This is a genomic window from Rhodothalassium salexigens DSM 2132 (assembly GCF_004341375.1).
Taxonomy (GTDB): Bacteria; Pseudomonadota; Alphaproteobacteria; order Sphingomonadales; family Rhodothalassiaceae; genus Rhodothalassium; species Rhodothalassium salexigens.
This window is the reverse complement of record NZ_SLXO01000001.1, coordinates 382556-398362: the sequence shown is the minus strand read 5'-3', so window position 1 is coordinate 398362 and position 15807 is coordinate 382556. Positions and strand designations below refer to the sequence as shown.

The following is a 15807-nucleotide window of genomic DNA, read 5'->3' as shown; positions in this document are numbered from 1 at the left end:
GCTGTCCCCTTACTTCACCACATAGGGCAGCAAGGCCAGGAACCGGGCGCGCTTGATGGCCCGGGACAGCTCACGCTGCTTCTTGGCCGAGACAGCCGTGATCCGGCTCGGCACGATCTTGCCGCGCTCGGATACGAACCGTTGCAGCAGCTTGACGTCTTTATAATCAATCTTCGGCGCGTTGGGACCCGAGAACGGGCAGGACTTCCGGCGCCGGAAGAACGGACGGCGTGCAGGACCGCGTTGTGCCATGATCTCGTCTCCTTACCGGTCTTGGCCGCGACGACCGCCGCCGCGCTTGTTGTCCTTCTCGGACTTGGCGCGCACCACGGCCGAGGGGCCTTCTTCCAATTCGTCCACCCGCACGGTCATGAACCGCAGGACATCGTCGTGCAGGCGCGCCTGGCGCTCCATTTCCCACACGGCGGCGGCCGGGGCGTCCAGGTTCATCAGGACGTAATGGCCTTTGCGGTTCTTCTTGATACGGTAGGTCAGGGACTTCAGCCCCCAGTATTCGGATTTGGCGACCTTGCCGCCCTGGTCTTCGATGACCTTGCCGAAATCCGAAATCAGGGTCTCCACCTGCGACGCATTGATATCCTGGCGCGCGATGAAGACATGCTCATAGTACGGCATGTTCTCGATGCTCCTTGTGCTGATCGATCGGGGCGCCCCATGCGCACCGTCTCCAGCCTTCTTTCGGTACCGCTGCCGCGCGACCGGCGGTCGGCACGCTCCGAAAGGCGGTCCTATACGCATCCCGCCGGCGCCTTTCAAGGAAAAAGCGGCCGGCGCGGCCGGCGTCGTCGGCGCCAATTTATCCCGGTCGATCTTGCACCGACCTTAACGGGGCAGTATCGAAACAGGCTTTCACCTCATTGGTGCCGTCGGTCAGCCCGGCGGCACCGGTTCCGAGTAGGGAGACGAACCCGCGATGACCCGCGCATTGGTGTTTCCGGGCCAGGGCGCCCAGACGGTTGGCATGGGCCGGGCGTTGGCGGATGCCTACAAGCCCGCCGCCCAGGTTTTCGAGGAAGTCGACGAGGCGCTGTCGCAGCATCTGAGCCGGCTGATGTTCGACGGTCCGGCCGACGAGCTGACGCTGACCGAGAACGCCCAGCCCGCCTTGATGGCGGTGTCCATGGCGATCATCCGCACCTTGGAAGACGGCGGCAAAAGCGTCGCCGACCTGGCGTCGCACGTGGCCGGCCACTCGCTCGGCGAATACACGGCCCTGGCCGCCGCCGGTGCGCTCGACCTGGGCCAGACGGCGCGGTTGCTCAAGCGGCGCGGTCAGGCCATGCAGCGCGCCGTGCCGGTGGGCGAGGGCGCCATGGCGGCGATCCTCGGGCTCGACCTCGACGCGGTGCGCGACGTGGCCGCCCGGGCGGCGGCCGACGGCGGCGTCTGTGCGCCGGCCAATGACAACGCGCCGGGCCAGGTGGTGGTGTCGGGCGACGCCGTGGCGGTCGAGCGCGCGGTGGCGCTGGCGAAGGAAGCCGGGGCCAAGAAGGCGATGACGCTGGCGGTATCGGCGCCGTTCCATTGCCCGCTGATGCAGCCTGCGGCCGAAGAGATGGCCGAGGCGTTGGCGGGCGCGCGCATCGCTGCGCCGGCCGTGCCGGTGGTCGCCAATGTGACTGGCGAGCCGGTCACCGAGCCCGAGACGATTCGCCGGCTGTTGGTCGAGCAGGTCACCGCGCCGGTGCGGTGGCGGGAGTCGGTGGCGTCGTTCGCCGGTCTCGGCATCGACGCCGTGGTCGAGGTCGGGCCGGGCAAGGTGCTCACCGGCATGGTCAAGCGCATCGACCGGTCGCTGGCGCTGACCAATGTGTCCGACCCCGAAAGCTTCGACGCCTGGCTGGCGACGCTTTAAGCCCAGCCGCGCACCAGACCATTCCAGGACCGGGCGGGGCGAGGCCGCGCCGTCCGTCAGCAAGGAGAGACTGTCATGTTCGATTTGACCGGCAAGCGCGCCCTGGTCACCGGCGCGTCGGGCGGCATCGGTAGCGCCATCGCCAAGGCGCTTCACGCCCAGGGGGCCGAGGTGGCGCTGCACGGCACCCGGCGCGAAAAGCTCGACGCCCTGGCCGCCGAGTTGGGCGCGCGCGCCCATGTGACGCCCGCCGACCTCAGCGACCTGGACGCGGTCGAAGCCCTGCCCAAGGCGGCGGCTGAGGCCATGGGCGGCGTCGACATCCTGGTCAACAATGCCGGCATCACCCGCGACCAGTTGGCCCTGCGCATGAAGCCCGAGGACTGGCAGGCGGTGTTCCGGGTCAATCTGGACGCGGCCTTCCTGCTGTCGCGCGGCGTGCTGCGCACCATGATGAAGGCGCGCTGGGGCCGCATCGTCAACATCGCGTCGATCGTCGGCACCACCGGCAATGCGGGCCAGGCCAATTATGCCGCCACCAAGGCGGGGCTGGTGGCCATGTCCAAGTCGCTGGCGCAGGAAGTGGCCAATCGCGGCATCACCGTCAACGCGGTGGCGCCGGGGTTCGTCAAATCGGACATGACCGACGCGCTCAGCGACGAGCAAAAGGCGGCGCTGGCCGGTCAGATTCCGGCTGGCCGGCTTGGTACCGGCGACGACGTGGCGGCCGCGGTGGTCTATCTGGCGTCGACCGAAGCGGCGTGGGTGACCGGTCAGACCTTGCACGTCAATGGCGGGATGGCCATGGTGTAGGCCCGTTGGCCAAACCATTTCCGGGCCGCTTCCCATGGCGAAGAAGATATGATAAGGCCCACGCGATTTCGGGTTCCTGCCCCGAAAACTGGCGTATTTCGGCGGCTTGAAAGACCTCCGGCGTCACGCCGATCCGACCTTGGCGGCTGGCGCCGCCGTTCCTTCAACGTTAAGCCCTGAGCCGTGAAAGCGGCCACCAAAACAAGGACAGAGTCATGAGCGACATCTCCGACCGCGTGAAGAAAATCGTCATCGAACATCTCGGCGTGGAAGACGCCAAGGTCACCGAAGAGGCCAGCTTCATCGACGATCTGGGCGCGGACAGTCTCGATACCGTCGAACTGGTGATGGCGTTCGAGGAAGAGTTCGGGATCGAAATTCCCGACGATGCCGCCGAGAAGATCCAGACCGTGAAGGACGCGATTTCCTACATCCAGGAAAACGCCAGCTAAGCCTGCGGACAGCAGTCGCCGCGGCCGGGTTGCGACCCGCCGCGGCGGACCCTCGGGCATCGAAGACAGCCCCGGCCCTGGGTGCCGGGTCATTCCTCTCAGGGCCGCCGCCGGCGACGGCCCGACGCAGCGACCGGCAGTTCCGGCGCTGGAAAGGCAGAACAGGTCATGAAACGGGTCGTCGTTACGGGTTTGGGCATGGTGTCGCCGCTGGCCAATGGGGTCGGCGCCACATGGGAACGGCTGATCGCCGGACAGACGGGGATCGGGCCGATCACGCGCTGCGATGTGTCGGACATGTCGGCACGGGTGGCGGGCGAGGTACCGCGCGGCGACGGCAGCGACCACACCTTCAACGCCGACCTGGTGATGCCGCCCAAGGAACAGCGCCGGGTCGACGATTTCATCCTGTTCGCCCTCGCCGCCGCTGACGAAGCGCTCAAGGACGCCGACTGGATCGAGCCCGGCGAAGAGGCGTGCCTGCGCACCGGGGTGATGATCGGCGCCGGCATCGGCGGTCTGCGCGCGATCCAGGATTCCGCCATCACCCTGCACGAAAAGGGCCCGCGCCGGGTGTCGCCGCACTTCATCCCGTCGGCATTGATCAACCTTGCCTCGGGCCAGGTGCAGATCCGCTACGGCTTCAAGGGCCCCAACCACGCCGCAGTCACCGCGTGCTCCACCGGCGCCCATGCGCTGGGCGATGCGGCGCGCATGATCATGCTCGGCGACGCCGACGTGATGGTCGCCGGCGGGGCCGAAGGCGCCATCTGCCGGCTGGGCATCGCCGGCTTCGCCCAGGCCAAGGCGCTGTCGACACGCTATAACGACACCCCGGAAAAGGCCTCGCGCCCCTATGATTCCGGCCGTGACGGCTTCGTCATGGGCGAAGGCGCGGGCATTGCGGTGCTCGAATCGCTCGAACACGCGCAGGCGCGCGGCGCCAAGATCTACGCCGAACTGGTCGGTTACGGCATGTCCGGCGACGCCTATCACGTCACCGCGCCCGAACCCACCGGCGACGGCGGCTATCGCTCGATGCAGGCGGCGCTGCGCAGTTCGGGGCTGACGGTCGAGGACATCGACTATGTGAACGCCCACGGCACCTCGACGCCGCTCGGCGACGAGATCGAGCTTGGCGCGGTCAAGCGGCTGTTCGGCGATGCGGTCGACCGGCTGTGCATGTCGTCCACCAAGTCGGCCATCGGCCACCTGTTGGGGGCTGCCGGTGCGGTCGAATCGATCTTCTGTATCAAGGCGATCGAAAACGGCATCGTGCCGCCGACGCTCAACCTGGACAATCCGTCCGAGCAGTGCCAGGGCGTCGACCTGGTGCCGCACAAGGCGAAGGAAAAGACCGTCAATGCCGCGCTGACCAATTCGTTCGGCTTCGGCGGCACCAACGCGTCGCTGATCTTCAAGCGCTTCGAGGGCTGAGCCCGGCTCGGCGTCGCCAGTAGCGCCGGGCACCGCGCCGGCGTAAAGTGAGGCCCATGACCCGACGCCGTTGGACCCTGTTGTTCGTGCTGGTGGCGGTGCTGGTGACGGCACCGCTGGCGCTTGGCGGCGCCTATTGGTGGCGCTTGACTGCCGACGGCCCGGCCGACGCTGCCACGGTGGTGTTGATCGAACGCGGCGACAGCGTCGCGCGTATCGCCCAGCGCCTCGACGCCGCCGGCGTGGTCGAGGCGCCGCACCTGTTTCGCCTGGCGGTGCGGGTGCGCGGTGCCGGGCGGCAATTGCGCGCCGGCGAATACGAAATCCCGCCCCGTGCCAGCCTGCTCGGCGTCGTCGACACGCTGGTCCATGCCGACCCGATCCAGCGCCGGTTGACCGTGCCCGAGGGGCTGACCAGCGCGGCGGTGGTCGCCCTGGTGCGCGCCGCCCCCGGGCTGCGCGGCACCGTGGCTCAGGTCCCGGCCGAAGGCGCGCTGTTGCCCGAAACCTATTTCTATGTGGCCGGCGACAGCCGGACGGGGCTGGTGCGACGCATGCAGCGCGCCATGGATCAGGCATTGCTCGATGCCTGGGCCCAGCGCGCGCCCGGCCTCGACCTGGCCGGCCCCCATGAGGCGTTGACGCTGGCGTCCATTGTCGAGAAGGAAACCGCCGTGGCGGCGGAGCGCGCGCGGGTCGCGGCGGTGTTCCACAACCGTCTGGCGCGGCGCATGCGCCTGCAATCGGACCCGACGGTGATCTATGCCGTGGCGGGGCCGGGCGGGCTCGACCGGCCGTTGAGCAAGGCCGATCTGGAGACCGACCACCCCTACAACACCTATACCCGGCGCGGCCTGCCGCCGGGCCCGATCGCCAATCCCGGCCGCGCGGCGCTTCTGGCGGCGGTGCGCCCGGCCGACACCGACGACCTCTACTTCGTCGCCGACGGCAGCGGCGGTCATGCCTTCGCGCGCACGCTCGACGCCCACAACGCCAATGTGGCGCGCTGGCGTCGGCTGCAACGCAACACCGCCGCAGCCGACGACGCCGACCGCGACGGCTGACCGGCCGCAGACGCCCCGACGCCGGCCGCCGCCCGCCGACGGGTTACTTCCGGCGTAGCAGGCGGTCGACCAGCGGAGCGGGCAGCAGGGTCATCAGGCGCACCGCAGCGAAGGTGGGCCAGGGGAAGGCAATGACGCCGCGGTTCTTGGTCAGGCCCTGACGGATGATCCCGGCGGCGCGGTCGGCGGTCATCATGAACGGCATGGGGAAGCGGTTCTTGTCGGTGATCCGGCTGGCCACGAAGCCCGGGCAGACCACGGTGACCGCGATGCCGTGGCGCGCCACCGCGCCGCGCAACGCCTCGCCATAGCTTTTCACCGCCGCCTTGGACGCCGAATAGGGCACCGCCGTGGGCAGGCCGCGATAGCCGGCGAGCGACGCATTGATCGCCACCTGGCCGCGCCCGCGCTGTTTCATGGCCGGCAACAGCGGCAGGATGGTGTTGAACACCCCCTGGACATTGATCGCGAAGGTGCGCGCGGTCGCGTCGGCCAGGGTGTCGAGGGTCACCCGGTCCTCGCTGACGCCGGCATTGGCGATCACCAGATCGACCGGCTGGCGCGCGTCCAGGTCCTTGAGCCAGCGTTCCATGGCGGGCGCGTCGGTGACGTCGACGGTGGCGGTCTCGACGGTGGCGTTCTTGCGCCGGCAGGCTTCGGCGGTCTCTTCAAGGCGCTGGGCGTCGCGGCCGGTGAGCGCCAGAACGACGTCGGGGGCGGCATAGGCGCGGGCGAGGGCGGCACCGATGCCGCTCGACGCGCCGGTGATGACGATGGTGCGGGGGTGGTCCATGGGATCGGAAAACCTCGGACGGGAAAAAAGCGGGCACGGCGGCGGGCGCCGTCACCGGCAGCGTTGAACCGCGCCGGCGGCCTCCTTATAGTGCGCCGCTCTTCAGCCCGAAACCCCTGTCCCGGAGCGCCCATGGCCCTGAAAAGCATGACCGGCTTCGCCCGCGCCCAAGCGCAAGCGCATGGCTTCTGGCTCGCCTGGGAGGCCAAGAGCGTCAACGGCAAGGGCCTCGACGTGCGCGCGCGGGTGCCGTCCATGCTCGACGGCCTTGACCTCGCGGCGCGCAAGCGGGCCGGCCAGCGCCTGGGCCGTGGCAGCGTCTATCTGACCCTGAACGTCGAGCGCGACGAAGCCGACAGCGCGCCGGGCGTCAACGACGCGCGCCTGGCCGCGCTGATCGAGACCAGCGCTCGCCTGGCCGCCGCCCATGGCGACGCGGTGCGTCCGGCGAGCATCGGCGAGCTTCTGGCCCTGCGCGGCGTCATGGAGGCCGAGACCCGCGCCCTCGACGACGCCACCCGCGCTGGCTTGGAAACCGCCGCGCTGGCGGCGCTCGACCAGGCGCTCGACGCCCTGGTCGCGGCCCGCGAACAGGAAGGCGCGAGCCTGGGCGTGCAATTGGCCGGCCATCTGGACACCATGGCCGAGTTGGTGGCGCGCGCGGGCGCTGCGGCGGCGGCGCGGCCCGAGGCGGTCAAGGCGCGGTTTGCGGCGCGGCTGGCCGAGCTTTTGGGCGGCAGCGACAGCGTCGACCCGCAGCGGCTGGAACAGGAACTGGCGCTGCTGGCGATCAAGGCCGATGTGCGCGAGGAGCTCGACCGGCTCGACACCCATCTGGCCTCAGGCCGCGCGCTTCTGGCCGCCGACGACCCGGTCGGCCGGCGCCTAGATTTCCTGGCCCAGGAGTTCAACCGTGAAGCCAATACCCTGTGTTCCAAGGCACAGGACGCCGATCTGACCGCGCTCGGGCTGGAGCTCAAGACGGTCATCGACCAATGGCGCGAACAAATTCAAAACGTGGAGTAGGCCCATGGCGGCAACCACCCGACGGGGTTTGATGTTGGTAATGTCTTCGCCGTCGGGGGCGGGCAAGAGTACCTTATCGCGCAAGCTGCTGGCCGCCGACGACGGCATTTCGCTGTCGGTCTCGGCGACCACCCGGCCGGCGCGCCCGGGCGAGGTGGACGGCCGCGACTATTTCTTCGTCAGCGCCGACGAGTTCGCGCGCATGGTCGAGGCCGGGGAGTTCCTGGAACATGCCACCGTGTTCGGCAACCGCTACGGCACGCCGCGCGGGCCGGTGGAAGCCGCCTTGCAGGCCGGGCGCGACGTGTTGTTCGATATCGACTGGCAGGGCACCCAGCAGATCGCCGAGACCATGGCCGACGACCTGGTGCGGGTGTTCATCCTGCCGCCCCGCATCGACGAGTTGGAGCGCCGGCTGCGCGAACGCGCCCAGGACAGCGCCGAGGTGGTCGCCCGGCGCATGGACGGCGCGATGGAAGAGATCAGCCACTGGGCGGAATATGACTATGTGCTGGTCAATGACGCGCTGGAGGCGTGTTACGACCGTCTGTGCCAAGTGTTGAACGCGGAGCGCTGGCGCCGCCGCCGGCAACCCTGGCTGTCGGCCTTCGTCACCAAGCTGCGCGAAGAGGGCGCGGCGCGCGCGCAATCGTCCTGACCCGAGCCCGCCCGGACGGCGATCCGGGCCATGGCCTCAGCGCAGCGCCTGATAGGCGCGGGCGAGGCGGCAGAAGCCGGCCACGTCGACCCGTTCGGCGCGGTCGGTCTCGGCCAGGCCCGCTTGCGCCAGCAACGCGGCGGTGTCGACACCCAAGGGCTTGAGCGCGGCGCGCAGCATCTTGCGGCGCTGGCCGAAGGCGGCGGCGACCACACGCTCCAGGGCCGCCGGTTCCACCGCCGGGTCGAGCGGGTCGGTGGGCTCGATGTGGACCACGCTCGACGACACCTTGGGCGGCGGCGTGAAGGCGCGCGGCGGCACGTTGAACAGCACCCGCGCGCGGCCGCGCCACTGCGCCAGCACCGACAGGCGGCCATAGGCCTTGGTGCCCGGGCGCGCCACCAGCCGGTCGGCGACCTCGCGCTGGAACATCAGCGTCAGGCTCGACCAATAGGGCGGCCAGGGCGCGGTCAGCCAGCCGACCGCCAGGCTGGTGCCGATATTGTAGGGCAGATTGGAGACAATCTTGACCGGCCCGCTGTGGCTCGACGCCAGGGCGGCATAATCCACATCCATCGCGTCGCCCTCGGTCCAGGTCAGCCGGCCGGGATAGGCGGCGGCGATCTGGTCGAGCACGCCCAGACAGCGGCGATCGCGTTCGATGGCGTGGACGCGGGCCGCGCCCTCGGCCAGCAGCGCCCGGGTCAGGCCGCCGGGGCCGGGGCCGACCTCGATCGCCAGGGCGCCGTCGAGCGGCCCGGCCTCGCGCGCGATCCGGCGCGTCAGGTTGAGGTCGAGCAGGAAGTTCTGGCCCAGGCTCTTGCGCGCCGCCAGCCCATGCGCGGCGATCACCGCGCGCAGCGGCGGCAGGCCATCGGCGGCGGTGGTCTGGTCGGCGGCGGCGTCGCCCGCCGGCGGGGTATCGCCCATGGTCGGCGCCGGCGCCATCACGACGCCACCGGTGTGGCGTCGGCGCGCGCGGCCATGGCGCGGGCCAGGCGCAATGCGGCGATCAGGCTGTCGGGCCGGGCGCTGTTGGTGCCGGCGCGGTCGAACGCCGTGCCGTGATCGGGCGAGGTGCGCACGATCTCCAGCCCCAGCGTCACATTGACGGTGCCGAAGAAGTCTAGCGCCTTGACCGGGATCAGCGCCTGGTCGTGATACATGGCCACGGCGGCGTCATAGCCGGCCCGCGCCTCGGCGTGGAACAGGGTGTCGGCGGGCAGCGGCCCGGCAAGGTCGAGCCCCTCGCCGCGCAGCCGGTCGAGCACCGGCGCGATCACCCGTTGCTCCTCATACCCCAACATGCCGTCCTCGCCCGCATGGGGGTTGAGCCCGGTGACCGCCAGACGCGGCGCGGCGATGCCGAAGCGGGTTTGCAGCTCGCGATGGGTGGTGCGCAGCACATGGGTCAGCCGCTCGGGCGTCAGGGCGGCGGGCACGTGCGCCAGCGGCAGGTGCACGGTGACCGGCACGGTGCGCAAGTGCCGCCCGGCGAGCATCATCACCGCGGCGTCGGCGGGCCGGCCGCACAGATGGGCCAGATAGTCGGTGTGGCCGGCATGGGCGAAGCCTGAGGCGCGCAGCACATGCTTGGCGATCGGATTGGTGACCAGGCCGGCGACCGCGCCGGCGCGCGCCAGGGTCACGGCGCGGTCGATGGCGGCGATGGTCGCCGGGGCGTTGGCCACGTCCGGCCGGCCGGGCACCGGTTGGGCCGCCAGATCCGCAGCCTTGAGCACCGGCAGGCCGGTGGCGAAGGCTTGAGCCGCCTTCGCCGGGTCGTCGATGGCCACGATGGGCACCGCCCGGCCGGGCACGGCGTCGAAGGCTTGGGCCGCGCCGACCACCAGGAATGGCGCGTCGCCGGCGGCGCGCGCCGCGTGCCAGGCGGCGAGCGCCAGTTCCGGGCCGACGCCCGCCGGGTCGCCCATGGTCAGCGCCAGCGGCCGGTCGCGGTCGCCACCGCCGGACGGGGCAGGGTCAACGGGCGCGGCGGGCACGGCCTCGGTCATCGTCGGTTCGGTCCTGGCTGGTCGGATGGTCGACCGCCATCGAAGGCGGTCAGAACAATTGGTCCTTGGGCACGCGATAGTCGATCACGGCGTCGCGCTTGAGGTCGCGGATATAGCGCCGGGCGAAGGCGGCCAAGCGCTCGCCTTCCATACGGTTGCGGATTTCGTCGAACGCGGGCATCTGCACCTCGGGCGCCGACTTGCCGCACACCGCCATGACCATGATGCCGTCATTGCCGACCATCGGCCGGGTCGCCTGGCCCACATCCAGATCCTTGACCCGGTCGCGAATGCCCTTGCGCAGCGACCGCAGCGGAATGGCGCTCGGTTCGAACACCTGGTCGAGGCCGGCGCGCTGGGCGATGCTCGGCAGGTCGTCGCAGCCGCCGAAGCCGTCGAGTTCCTTGTTCAGGGTCTCGACGATCCGTTCCACCTGCTCCTGGGTCGTCGTCTCGTCGAACGAGGTCAGCGCGCGCGCCAAGTCAAGCTGGGCGTCGAGCGGGTCGGCCGACAGGATGCGCCGCCGGTCCTGCAATTGCAGAATGAAGAAGGCGCCGGGCGTGGCCACCGGGCCGGCGATGGTGTCGGGCTCCATCTGCGGCACCACCTCGGCCCAGGCCGGGCGCAACTGGTCTTGCGGAATCCAGCCCAGATTGCCGCCATTGGCCGCCGTGGTCGATTGCGAGAACTGGATCGCGGCGGTGGCGAAATCCAATTCGCCGGCCTGGATCTGGTTGACCAGTTGGGCGGCGGTCGAGCGGATGCGCGGCCGATCGCGCGGATCCTGGACCAGCAATTGGATCTCGGCCAGACGATATTCGTACATGCCGGCCGACGCCTTGAGGCGTTCAAGATAGGCGTCGACCTCGTCGCCGCCGACCGCCGCCCGGTTGCCATAGCGCGCACGCACCAACTGGTCCCAGACGAACTGCGCCTTGATCTGTTCCATCATCGCTTCGCGGCTGGAGCCGACCTGGACCAGCACCTGTTCGAACTGTTCGGGTGTGGCGTTGAAGCGTGCGGCCTGGCGGGCGAATTGCTGCTCGAAGGCCTCTTCGGGGAACTGGTCGAGGAAGTCGAGCTCGCGCGCCTCGTTGAGCTTGAGCTTGTCGTCGATCAACGTCTGCACCACGCGTCGGCGCAACACGCGCAACTGGTCCTCGTTCTCGACCCCGCCGGTGGTGGCCAGCAACAGACGCAGCCGTTGCGAGATATCATAGAGCGTGATCGGCTTGTCGTTGACCAACACGGCGACCCGGTTGACCGCGGCGTCGTCGCGATTGCTCACGCCGCCGGGCAATTGTGCCGTGGGTTGGTCATATTCGCTGCCGCTTTGCGCGCTGGCCGGGGCGTGGGTGGGTCCCCACAGGGCGGCCAACAGGCCCAGCCCGGCCGCCAGGGTCGTGCGCAACATCCGCCCCGGCCGGGCGTGCCGCTCAGCGCGCGGCGGCCTGGGGGTGGTCGGGTTCATCATTGGCGGCATCCATCCTTCACTCTCAACGCGGCCACGACGAACCGGTCGCGGCGTGTCCCATGCCTATCGATTTTCTGCCCGGTGGGAAAGGCCCGGCGGTTTATTCCAGCGACTTCAACCGCAATCGAAGGATAAACGACGTGCCCGGGTCCACGTCGCGGTCGATGATGTTACTGTCGCGCACGCCGAGGCTGAGCTCGAAACAGCAATTGGAATAGACCACGCCGGTCTCATACTCAATGGTGGCGATATCGGTGCGGTCGCTCAGGTCGCGGATGATGCCGCCAAACAGCGTCCAGTGGTCGGTGACCGCCAGTTGGCCGTCGATGCGGACCTCTTCGCGGTCCGGGCGGTCGGGCAGCACCAGATCGCGGTCGATACGCAGATAGCCGGCGTTGAGCGTCACCGGGTGCAGGTCGAGCCGGGTCTCCACCTCGGTCAGCTCGGGCTCCAGGGTCTTGTTGTCCAACTGGCCGCGATAGACCAGGTCGAGCCGGTCGCCGAGCCGCGCTTCGAGCCCGGCGACGATGTCCGACGCGGTGCCGCCGAGCCCGGTGCCGTCGGCGAAGATCGCCGGCGTGGCCTCGGTGCGCAGCGAATGGCCGGCCATCACCTGCAGGTCCAGAAGGTCGGTCAAGACCCGGTATTTGAGGCCATAGGTCAGCCGGCTGCCGCTGTCGATGGCGTCGAGGCCCGGGGTGCGGTTGAGGTCGAACAGGTTGAGCGTCGACAATTCGAACGCCCGGCTGTCCTCGTTGGGGATCGCGGTATCGTTGAGTCCTTGCGGCGCGGCCACGCCTTGCACGATGGGTTCGATCACCTGGCGCACGCCGCCGCGGCTCGACACGAACGGCCAACTGACGGTCATCCCGGCGCGCGCCAGCCCGCGCGCATGGGTGCCGTCGCGCCCGGCAAACGGGTTGGTGCCGCCGGCCTCGGCGATCAGGTCGGGGCGGTCGGCGTCGCGCACGTCATAGAGGTCGCCGCGAACCTGGGCGTCGAGCCGCACCACATGGCCCCAGTCGCTGGTCAACCGGCGGGTCCAGGACGCACCGGCCGAGATCCGCCGGCTGTCCTGGCCGCCGGTGCGGGTCAGCAACTGCACATTGCCGCTGAGCCGCGCGGTGCCGGCCAAAAAGCCCGGGTCCGATACCCACTCGGCGTTGACCAGCGGCAGGATGAACGGTGTGCGCCCGGCCACATCCTCGACCCGCAGGCCCTGGAAGGCGAAGCCGCGCGCGCGCACCGACGACCGCCCATAGGCGCCGGTGGCGTCGAACGAGGTGACCAGCGTGTCGGCGTCGCTGAGCCCGGTGCGGCGCAGGAAGGTGTCGTCCGACGCCCATTGGATCTGATGGTCGAGCGACCAGGCGTCGCTCAACACGAACCGGCCATTGGAGTAGAAATGGCCGCGGAACTCGCCATTGGCGGTATCCTGGCCGGTGGCGTCTTCGGCGTCGGTGTCGTAGGTGAGGCTGCCGCCGGCGCGCAGCCGGCCGAAGCCCAGATGGCGGCGGTATTCGCCGATGGCGATCGGCGCCTCGCGGGTCGACACCAGCGTGCTGCCGGTAAAATCCTGCCGGTCGGAAATGGCCCAGTGGAACGGGATGTCGGCGTAGAGCCCCAGTTCGTTGCGCTGGCCCACCTCGGGCACCAACAGCCCCGAGGCGCGTTTGACCGTCGGGTCGGGGTGCGACAGATAGGGCAGGGGGGCCACCGACACGCCGAACACGTCGAGCGTGGCGTTGCGGTAGACGATGCGCTTGGCACTCTTGTCGTGCACCACGCTCGCCGCTTTGAGCCGCCAGGCCGGGGTGTCGCCGCCCTGACAGACCACGCACGGGCTGTACACCGCCCGGTCGAGGAGCACGTCGCCATTGGCCAGCCGTTCGCCGGTGGCAGCACGGGCGCGCGAGCCGTCTTCGAGCAGGAGCGTGACGTTTTCGATCGTGCCTTCGGCCAGGCTGTCGGCGACCACGGCGCGGTCGGCGGCGATCAGATTGCCGTCGGGATCGGTGATGCGCACGCCGTCGCGCGCGGTGATGGTGCCCGCATCGCGGTCGTAGGTAAGCGCGCCGGCCTCAAGCACATAACCGTTCTGTTCCACGCGCACCCGGCCCTCGGCATAGATTTTGTTCTCCGCCGGTTCGTAGGTCAGTCGTCGTGCCGAGAAGGTGACATCGTCGCCCAGGCTGTCCAGCTTGGCCTGCAGGCGTTCGGCCGGGCTTTGCGGCAGTTCGGGGATCGGCCCCGGGGTGGCGTGAAGCGGGGTGGCGTCAAGCGGCGCGGCTTCGACGGGGCCGGCGGACGCCATCCCGCCGCTGGCCAGCGCGGTGGCGGCGGCGAGCAGGGCGCGGCGAAGCGGACGGGAACGGGGGTGTTGGCGGGGCATCACGGGGCCTTGGCATCCGCGTCGATGCGGGCGGTGAAGACGAAATCGAACCCGCCCGCCTGAACGGGTGGTGCGGGTGGCGCCCACAACTGGCAAAGGCGACACGCGGGCGCAACATCTTTTCTTCGTCCAGTCGCGCTCTTATGACAGAGGGAGCGATCGAACCGCCCGGACCCGGCGCGGCCGCCCGGCACCGCCCGGCGGTCGCGCCGGCGGGCCAAGATCAAGGTCCAAGACCCGAAAGGCAAAGGCGTATCATGGATGTGAAAATCGAAAAGCCGGCCCTGCCCAAGGCCGGCGCGCTGGCGGTGTTCGCACGCGGCGAGCGACTGACCCGGGCGGCGCGTGAGGCCGACGACGCCACCGGCGGGGCACTGACCCGTGCGGTCCAGGCGTCCAGCTTCGCCGGCAAGAAAAGCGAGATGATTGATCTTCTGGTGCCCCAGGGGCTCGATGTGGACCGGTTGGTGCTCGTGGGCCTTGGCGACGATGGCGGCGCGGGCGACCTCAAGACCCGTGATTTCGCCGAGTTGGGCGGCAAGCTGGTGGCGCGGCTTTCGACCGGCGGCACGCGGGCGTTGACCATCGCGCTCGACGATGACGAGACCGGCGGCGTGCCCGCGCACGAGGCCGCGGCGGAACTGGCGTTCGGCGCTCAGCTGCGCGCCTGGCGGTTCGACAAGTACCGCACCAAGGAGCCGGCCGAGAAGAAGCCGACGCTCAAATCGGTGGTGGTCACCACCGACGCTCAAGGGGCGGCCGCGGTGCGCTTCGCCGACTTGGCCGCGGTCGCCGACGGCGTGGCGTTCACCCGCGAATTGACCAGCGAGCCGGCCAATGTGCTGACCCCGGCGGGGTTTGCCGAGCGCATGGAGCGTTTGGCGGCGCTCGGCTGCTCGGTCGCCGTTTATGGCGAAAACGAGCTCGAGGAGATGGGCTTTCGCGCGCTGTTGGCGGTCGGCCAGGGCTCGGTCAACGAGTCCAAGCTCGTGGTGGTCAAATGGGCCGGCAAGTCGGGCGCCGGCGCCGAGATGCAAGAGCCCCTGGCGCTTGTCGGCAAGGGCGTGACCTTCGACAGCGGCGGCATTTCGATCAAGCCGGCCGAAAACATGGACCAGATGAAGTGGGACATGGGCGGCGCCGGCATCGTCGCCGGCACGCTCTATGCGCTGGCCAAGCGCCGCGCCAAGGTGGACGTGGTCGGCGTCATCGGCCTGGTGGAGAACATGCCGTCGGGTACCGCCTACCGGCCCGGCGATGTGCTGGAAACGCTGTCGGGCCAGACCGTCGAGGTGATCAACACCGACGCCGAGGGCCGGCTGGTGCTCGCCGACTGTCTGTGGCACGCCAAGGAGACCATGAACCCCGCCGCGATGATCGATTTCGCCACCCTGACCGGTGCCGCCATCGTCGGCCTGGGCCACCATCATGCGGCGCTGTTGACCGACGAGGAGGCGCTGGCCACGGGCCTGTTCGAGGCCGGTCAGGTCACCGGCGACCGGGTCTGGCGCCTGCCGCTGGACAAGGACTATGACAAGCAGATCGACAGCCAGATCGCCGACATGAAGAACACCGGCGGTCGCTCGGCCGGCACCATCACCGCGGCCCAGTTCCTCAAGCGTTATGTGGGCGAGACGCCCTGGGCGCATGTGGACGTGGCCGGCATGGTCTGGTCGGACAAGGACGGCGACCTGTGGGAGAAGGGCGCGACCGGCTTCGGCGTGCGCCTGATGGACCGTTTCGTCGCCGAGACCTACGAGGTCTGAGGCTCCGTCTGATCCTGGGCCTGTCTTTGGCCTGTGCCATG

The 15807-nt window shown here is 69.6% G+C and carries 15 protein-coding genes; 8 read left to right on the top strand and 7 right to left on the bottom strand.

The window, feature by feature from the left end:
• Positions 1-9: 9 nt before the first annotated feature.
• Positions 10-252: a 30S ribosomal protein S18 gene (rpsR, locus tag EV659_RS01705; protein ID WP_132706877.1), complete on the bottom strand. Its 243-nt coding sequence runs from the start codon at positions 250-252 to the stop codon at positions 10-12.
• A 12-nt stretch (positions 253-264) separates the two neighbouring features.
• The gene (gene rpsF / locus EV659_RS01700) at positions 265-636 is read right to left on the bottom strand and encodes a 30S ribosomal protein S6 (RefSeq protein ID WP_132706876.1); all 372 of its coding nucleotides are present in this window, start codon (positions 634-636) and stop codon (positions 265-267) included.
• 298 nt (positions 637-934) lie between these two features.
• On the opposite strand from rpsF, the gene fabD reads away from it, so the two are divergent.
• The 5 genes from fabD to mltG all read left to right on the top strand — a co-directional run bounded on the left by fabD (position 935) and on the right by mltG (position 5642).
• Positions 935-1876: an ACP S-malonyltransferase gene (fabD, locus tag EV659_RS01695; RefSeq protein ID WP_132706875.1), complete on the top strand. Its 942-nt coding sequence runs from the start codon at positions 935-937 to the stop codon at positions 1874-1876.
• Between the two features lie 75 nt (positions 1877-1951).
• Complete coding sequence (fabG, locus tag EV659_RS01690; RefSeq protein WP_132706873.1) at positions 1952-2689, top strand: 3-oxoacyl-[acyl-carrier-protein] reductase; 738 nt, start codon at positions 1952-1954, stop codon at positions 2687-2689.
• Between the two features lie 215 nt (positions 2690-2904).
• Positions 2905-3141 carry an acyl carrier protein gene (locus EV659_RS01685; RefSeq protein ID WP_132706871.1) on the top strand — a complete coding sequence of 79 codons (237 nt, stop codon included), beginning with the start codon at positions 2905-2907 and terminating at the stop codon, positions 3139-3141.
• A 168-nt stretch (positions 3142-3309) separates the two neighbouring features.
• Positions 3310-4578: a beta-ketoacyl-ACP synthase II gene (fabF, locus tag EV659_RS01680; protein ID WP_132706869.1), complete on the top strand. Its 1269-nt coding sequence runs from the start codon at positions 3310-3312 to the stop codon at positions 4576-4578.
• Between the two features lie 56 nt (positions 4579-4634).
• Positions 4635-5642 (top strand): endolytic transglycosylase MltG, encoded by a 1008-nt coding sequence (mltG, locus tag EV659_RS01675; protein ID WP_132706867.1) that lies wholly within the window; start codon positions 4635-4637, stop codon positions 5640-5642.
• A gap of 43 nt (positions 5643-5685) precedes the next feature.
• Here the strand turns inward: mltG and EV659_RS01670 are convergent, their stop codons facing one another.
• Positions 5686-6435 carry an SDR family NAD(P)-dependent oxidoreductase gene (locus EV659_RS01670; RefSeq protein ID WP_132706865.1) on the bottom strand — a complete coding sequence of 250 codons (750 nt, stop codon included), beginning with the start codon at positions 6433-6435 and terminating at the stop codon, positions 5686-5688.
• A gap of 132 nt (positions 6436-6567) precedes the next feature.
• Between EV659_RS01670 and EV659_RS01665 the strand changes: the two genes are divergently transcribed.
• Positions 6568-7461: a YicC/YloC family endoribonuclease gene (locus tag EV659_RS01665; protein ID WP_132706864.1), complete on the top strand. Its 894-nt coding sequence runs from the start codon at positions 6568-6570 to the stop codon at positions 7459-7461.
• 31 nt (positions 7462-7492) lie between these two features.
• A complete protein-coding gene (gene gmk, locus EV659_RS01660) occupies positions 7493-8119 on the top strand; it encodes a guanylate kinase (protein ID WP_420877593.1) in 627 nt (208 codons plus the stop codon).
• Positions 8120-8155: 36 nt separating this feature from the next.
• Here gmk and rsmA read toward each other — a convergent pair whose 3' ends face one another.
• The 4 genes from rsmA to EV659_RS01640 form a co-directional block, all read right to left on the bottom strand.
• A complete protein-coding gene (rsmA, locus tag EV659_RS01655) occupies positions 8156-9049 on the bottom strand; it encodes a 16S rRNA (adenine(1518)-N(6)/adenine(1519)-N(6))-dimethyltransferase RsmA (protein ID WP_132706860.1) in 894 nt (297 codons plus the stop codon).
• Positions 9050-9066: 17 nt separating this feature from the next.
• The gene (gene pdxA / locus EV659_RS01650; protein ID WP_132706858.1) at positions 9067-10134 is read right to left on the bottom strand and encodes a 4-hydroxythreonine-4-phosphate dehydrogenase PdxA; all 1068 of its coding nucleotides are present in this window, start codon (positions 10132-10134) and stop codon (positions 9067-9069) included.
• A gap of 49 nt (positions 10135-10183) precedes the next feature.
• Positions 10184-11608 (bottom strand): peptidylprolyl isomerase, encoded by a 1425-nt coding sequence (locus EV659_RS01645; protein ID WP_165878648.1) that lies wholly within the window; start codon positions 11606-11608, stop codon positions 10184-10186.
• Positions 11609-11708: 100 nt separating this feature from the next.
• Positions 11709-14000 (bottom strand): LPS-assembly protein LptD, encoded by a 2292-nt coding sequence (locus tag EV659_RS01640; RefSeq protein WP_132706854.1) that lies wholly within the window; start codon positions 13998-14000, stop codon positions 11709-11711.
• 257 nt (positions 14001-14257) lie between these two features.
• Here EV659_RS01640 and EV659_RS01635 point away from each other — a divergent pair, with 257 nt between their 5' ends.
• Complete coding sequence (locus EV659_RS01635) at positions 14258-15766, top strand: leucyl aminopeptidase (protein ID WP_132706852.1); 1509 nt, start codon at positions 14258-14260, stop codon at positions 15764-15766.
• Positions 15767-15807 lie beyond the last annotated feature (41 nt).

Coding starts and splice junctions, on each gene's coding strand:
- rpsR (WP_132706877.1), bottom strand. CDS start 252: ATGGCACAACGCGGTCCTGCACGCCGTCCGTTCTTCCGGCGCCGGAAG.
- rpsF (WP_132706876.1), bottom strand. CDS start 636: ATGCCGTACTATGAGCATGTCTTCATCGCGCGCCAGGATATCAATGCG.
- fabD (WP_132706875.1), top strand. CDS start 935: ATGACCCGCGCATTGGTGTTTCCGGGCCAGGGCGCCCAGACGGTTGGC.
- fabG (WP_132706873.1), top strand. CDS start 1,952: ATGTTCGATTTGACCGGCAAGCGCGCCCTGGTCACCGGCGCGTCGGGC.
- EV659_RS01685 (WP_132706871.1), top strand. CDS start 2,905: ATGAGCGACATCTCCGACCGCGTGAAGAAAATCGTCATCGAACATCTC.
- fabF (WP_132706869.1), top strand. CDS start 3,310: ATGAAACGGGTCGTCGTTACGGGTTTGGGCATGGTGTCGCCGCTGGCC.
- mltG (WP_132706867.1), top strand. CDS start 4,635: ATGACCCGACGCCGTTGGACCCTGTTGTTCGTGCTGGTGGCGGTGCTG.
- EV659_RS01670 (WP_132706865.1), bottom strand. CDS start 6,435: ATGGACCACCCCCGCACCATCGTCATCACCGGCGCGTCGAGCGGCATC.
- EV659_RS01665 (WP_132706864.1), top strand. CDS start 6,568: ATGGCCCTGAAAAGCATGACCGGCTTCGCCCGCGCCCAAGCGCAAGCG.
- gmk (WP_420877593.1), top strand. CDS start 7,493: ATGTTGGTAATGTCTTCGCCGTCGGGGGCGGGCAAGAGTACCTTATCG.
- rsmA (WP_132706860.1), bottom strand. CDS start 9,049: ATGGGCGATACCCCGCCGGCGGGCGACGCCGCCGCCGACCAGACCACC.
- pdxA (WP_132706858.1), bottom strand. CDS start 10,134: ATGACCGAGGCCGTGCCCGCCGCGCCCGTTGACCCTGCCCCGTCCGGC.
- EV659_RS01645 (WP_165878648.1), bottom strand. CDS start 11,608: ATGATGAACCCGACCACCCCCAGGCCGCCGCGCGCTGAGCGGCACGCC.
- EV659_RS01640 (WP_132706854.1), bottom strand. CDS start 14,000: ATGCCCCGCCAACACCCCCGTTCCCGTCCGCTTCGCCGCGCCCTGCTC.
- EV659_RS01635 (WP_132706852.1), top strand. CDS start 14,258: ATGGATGTGAAAATCGAAAAGCCGGCCCTGCCCAAGGCCGGCGCGCTG.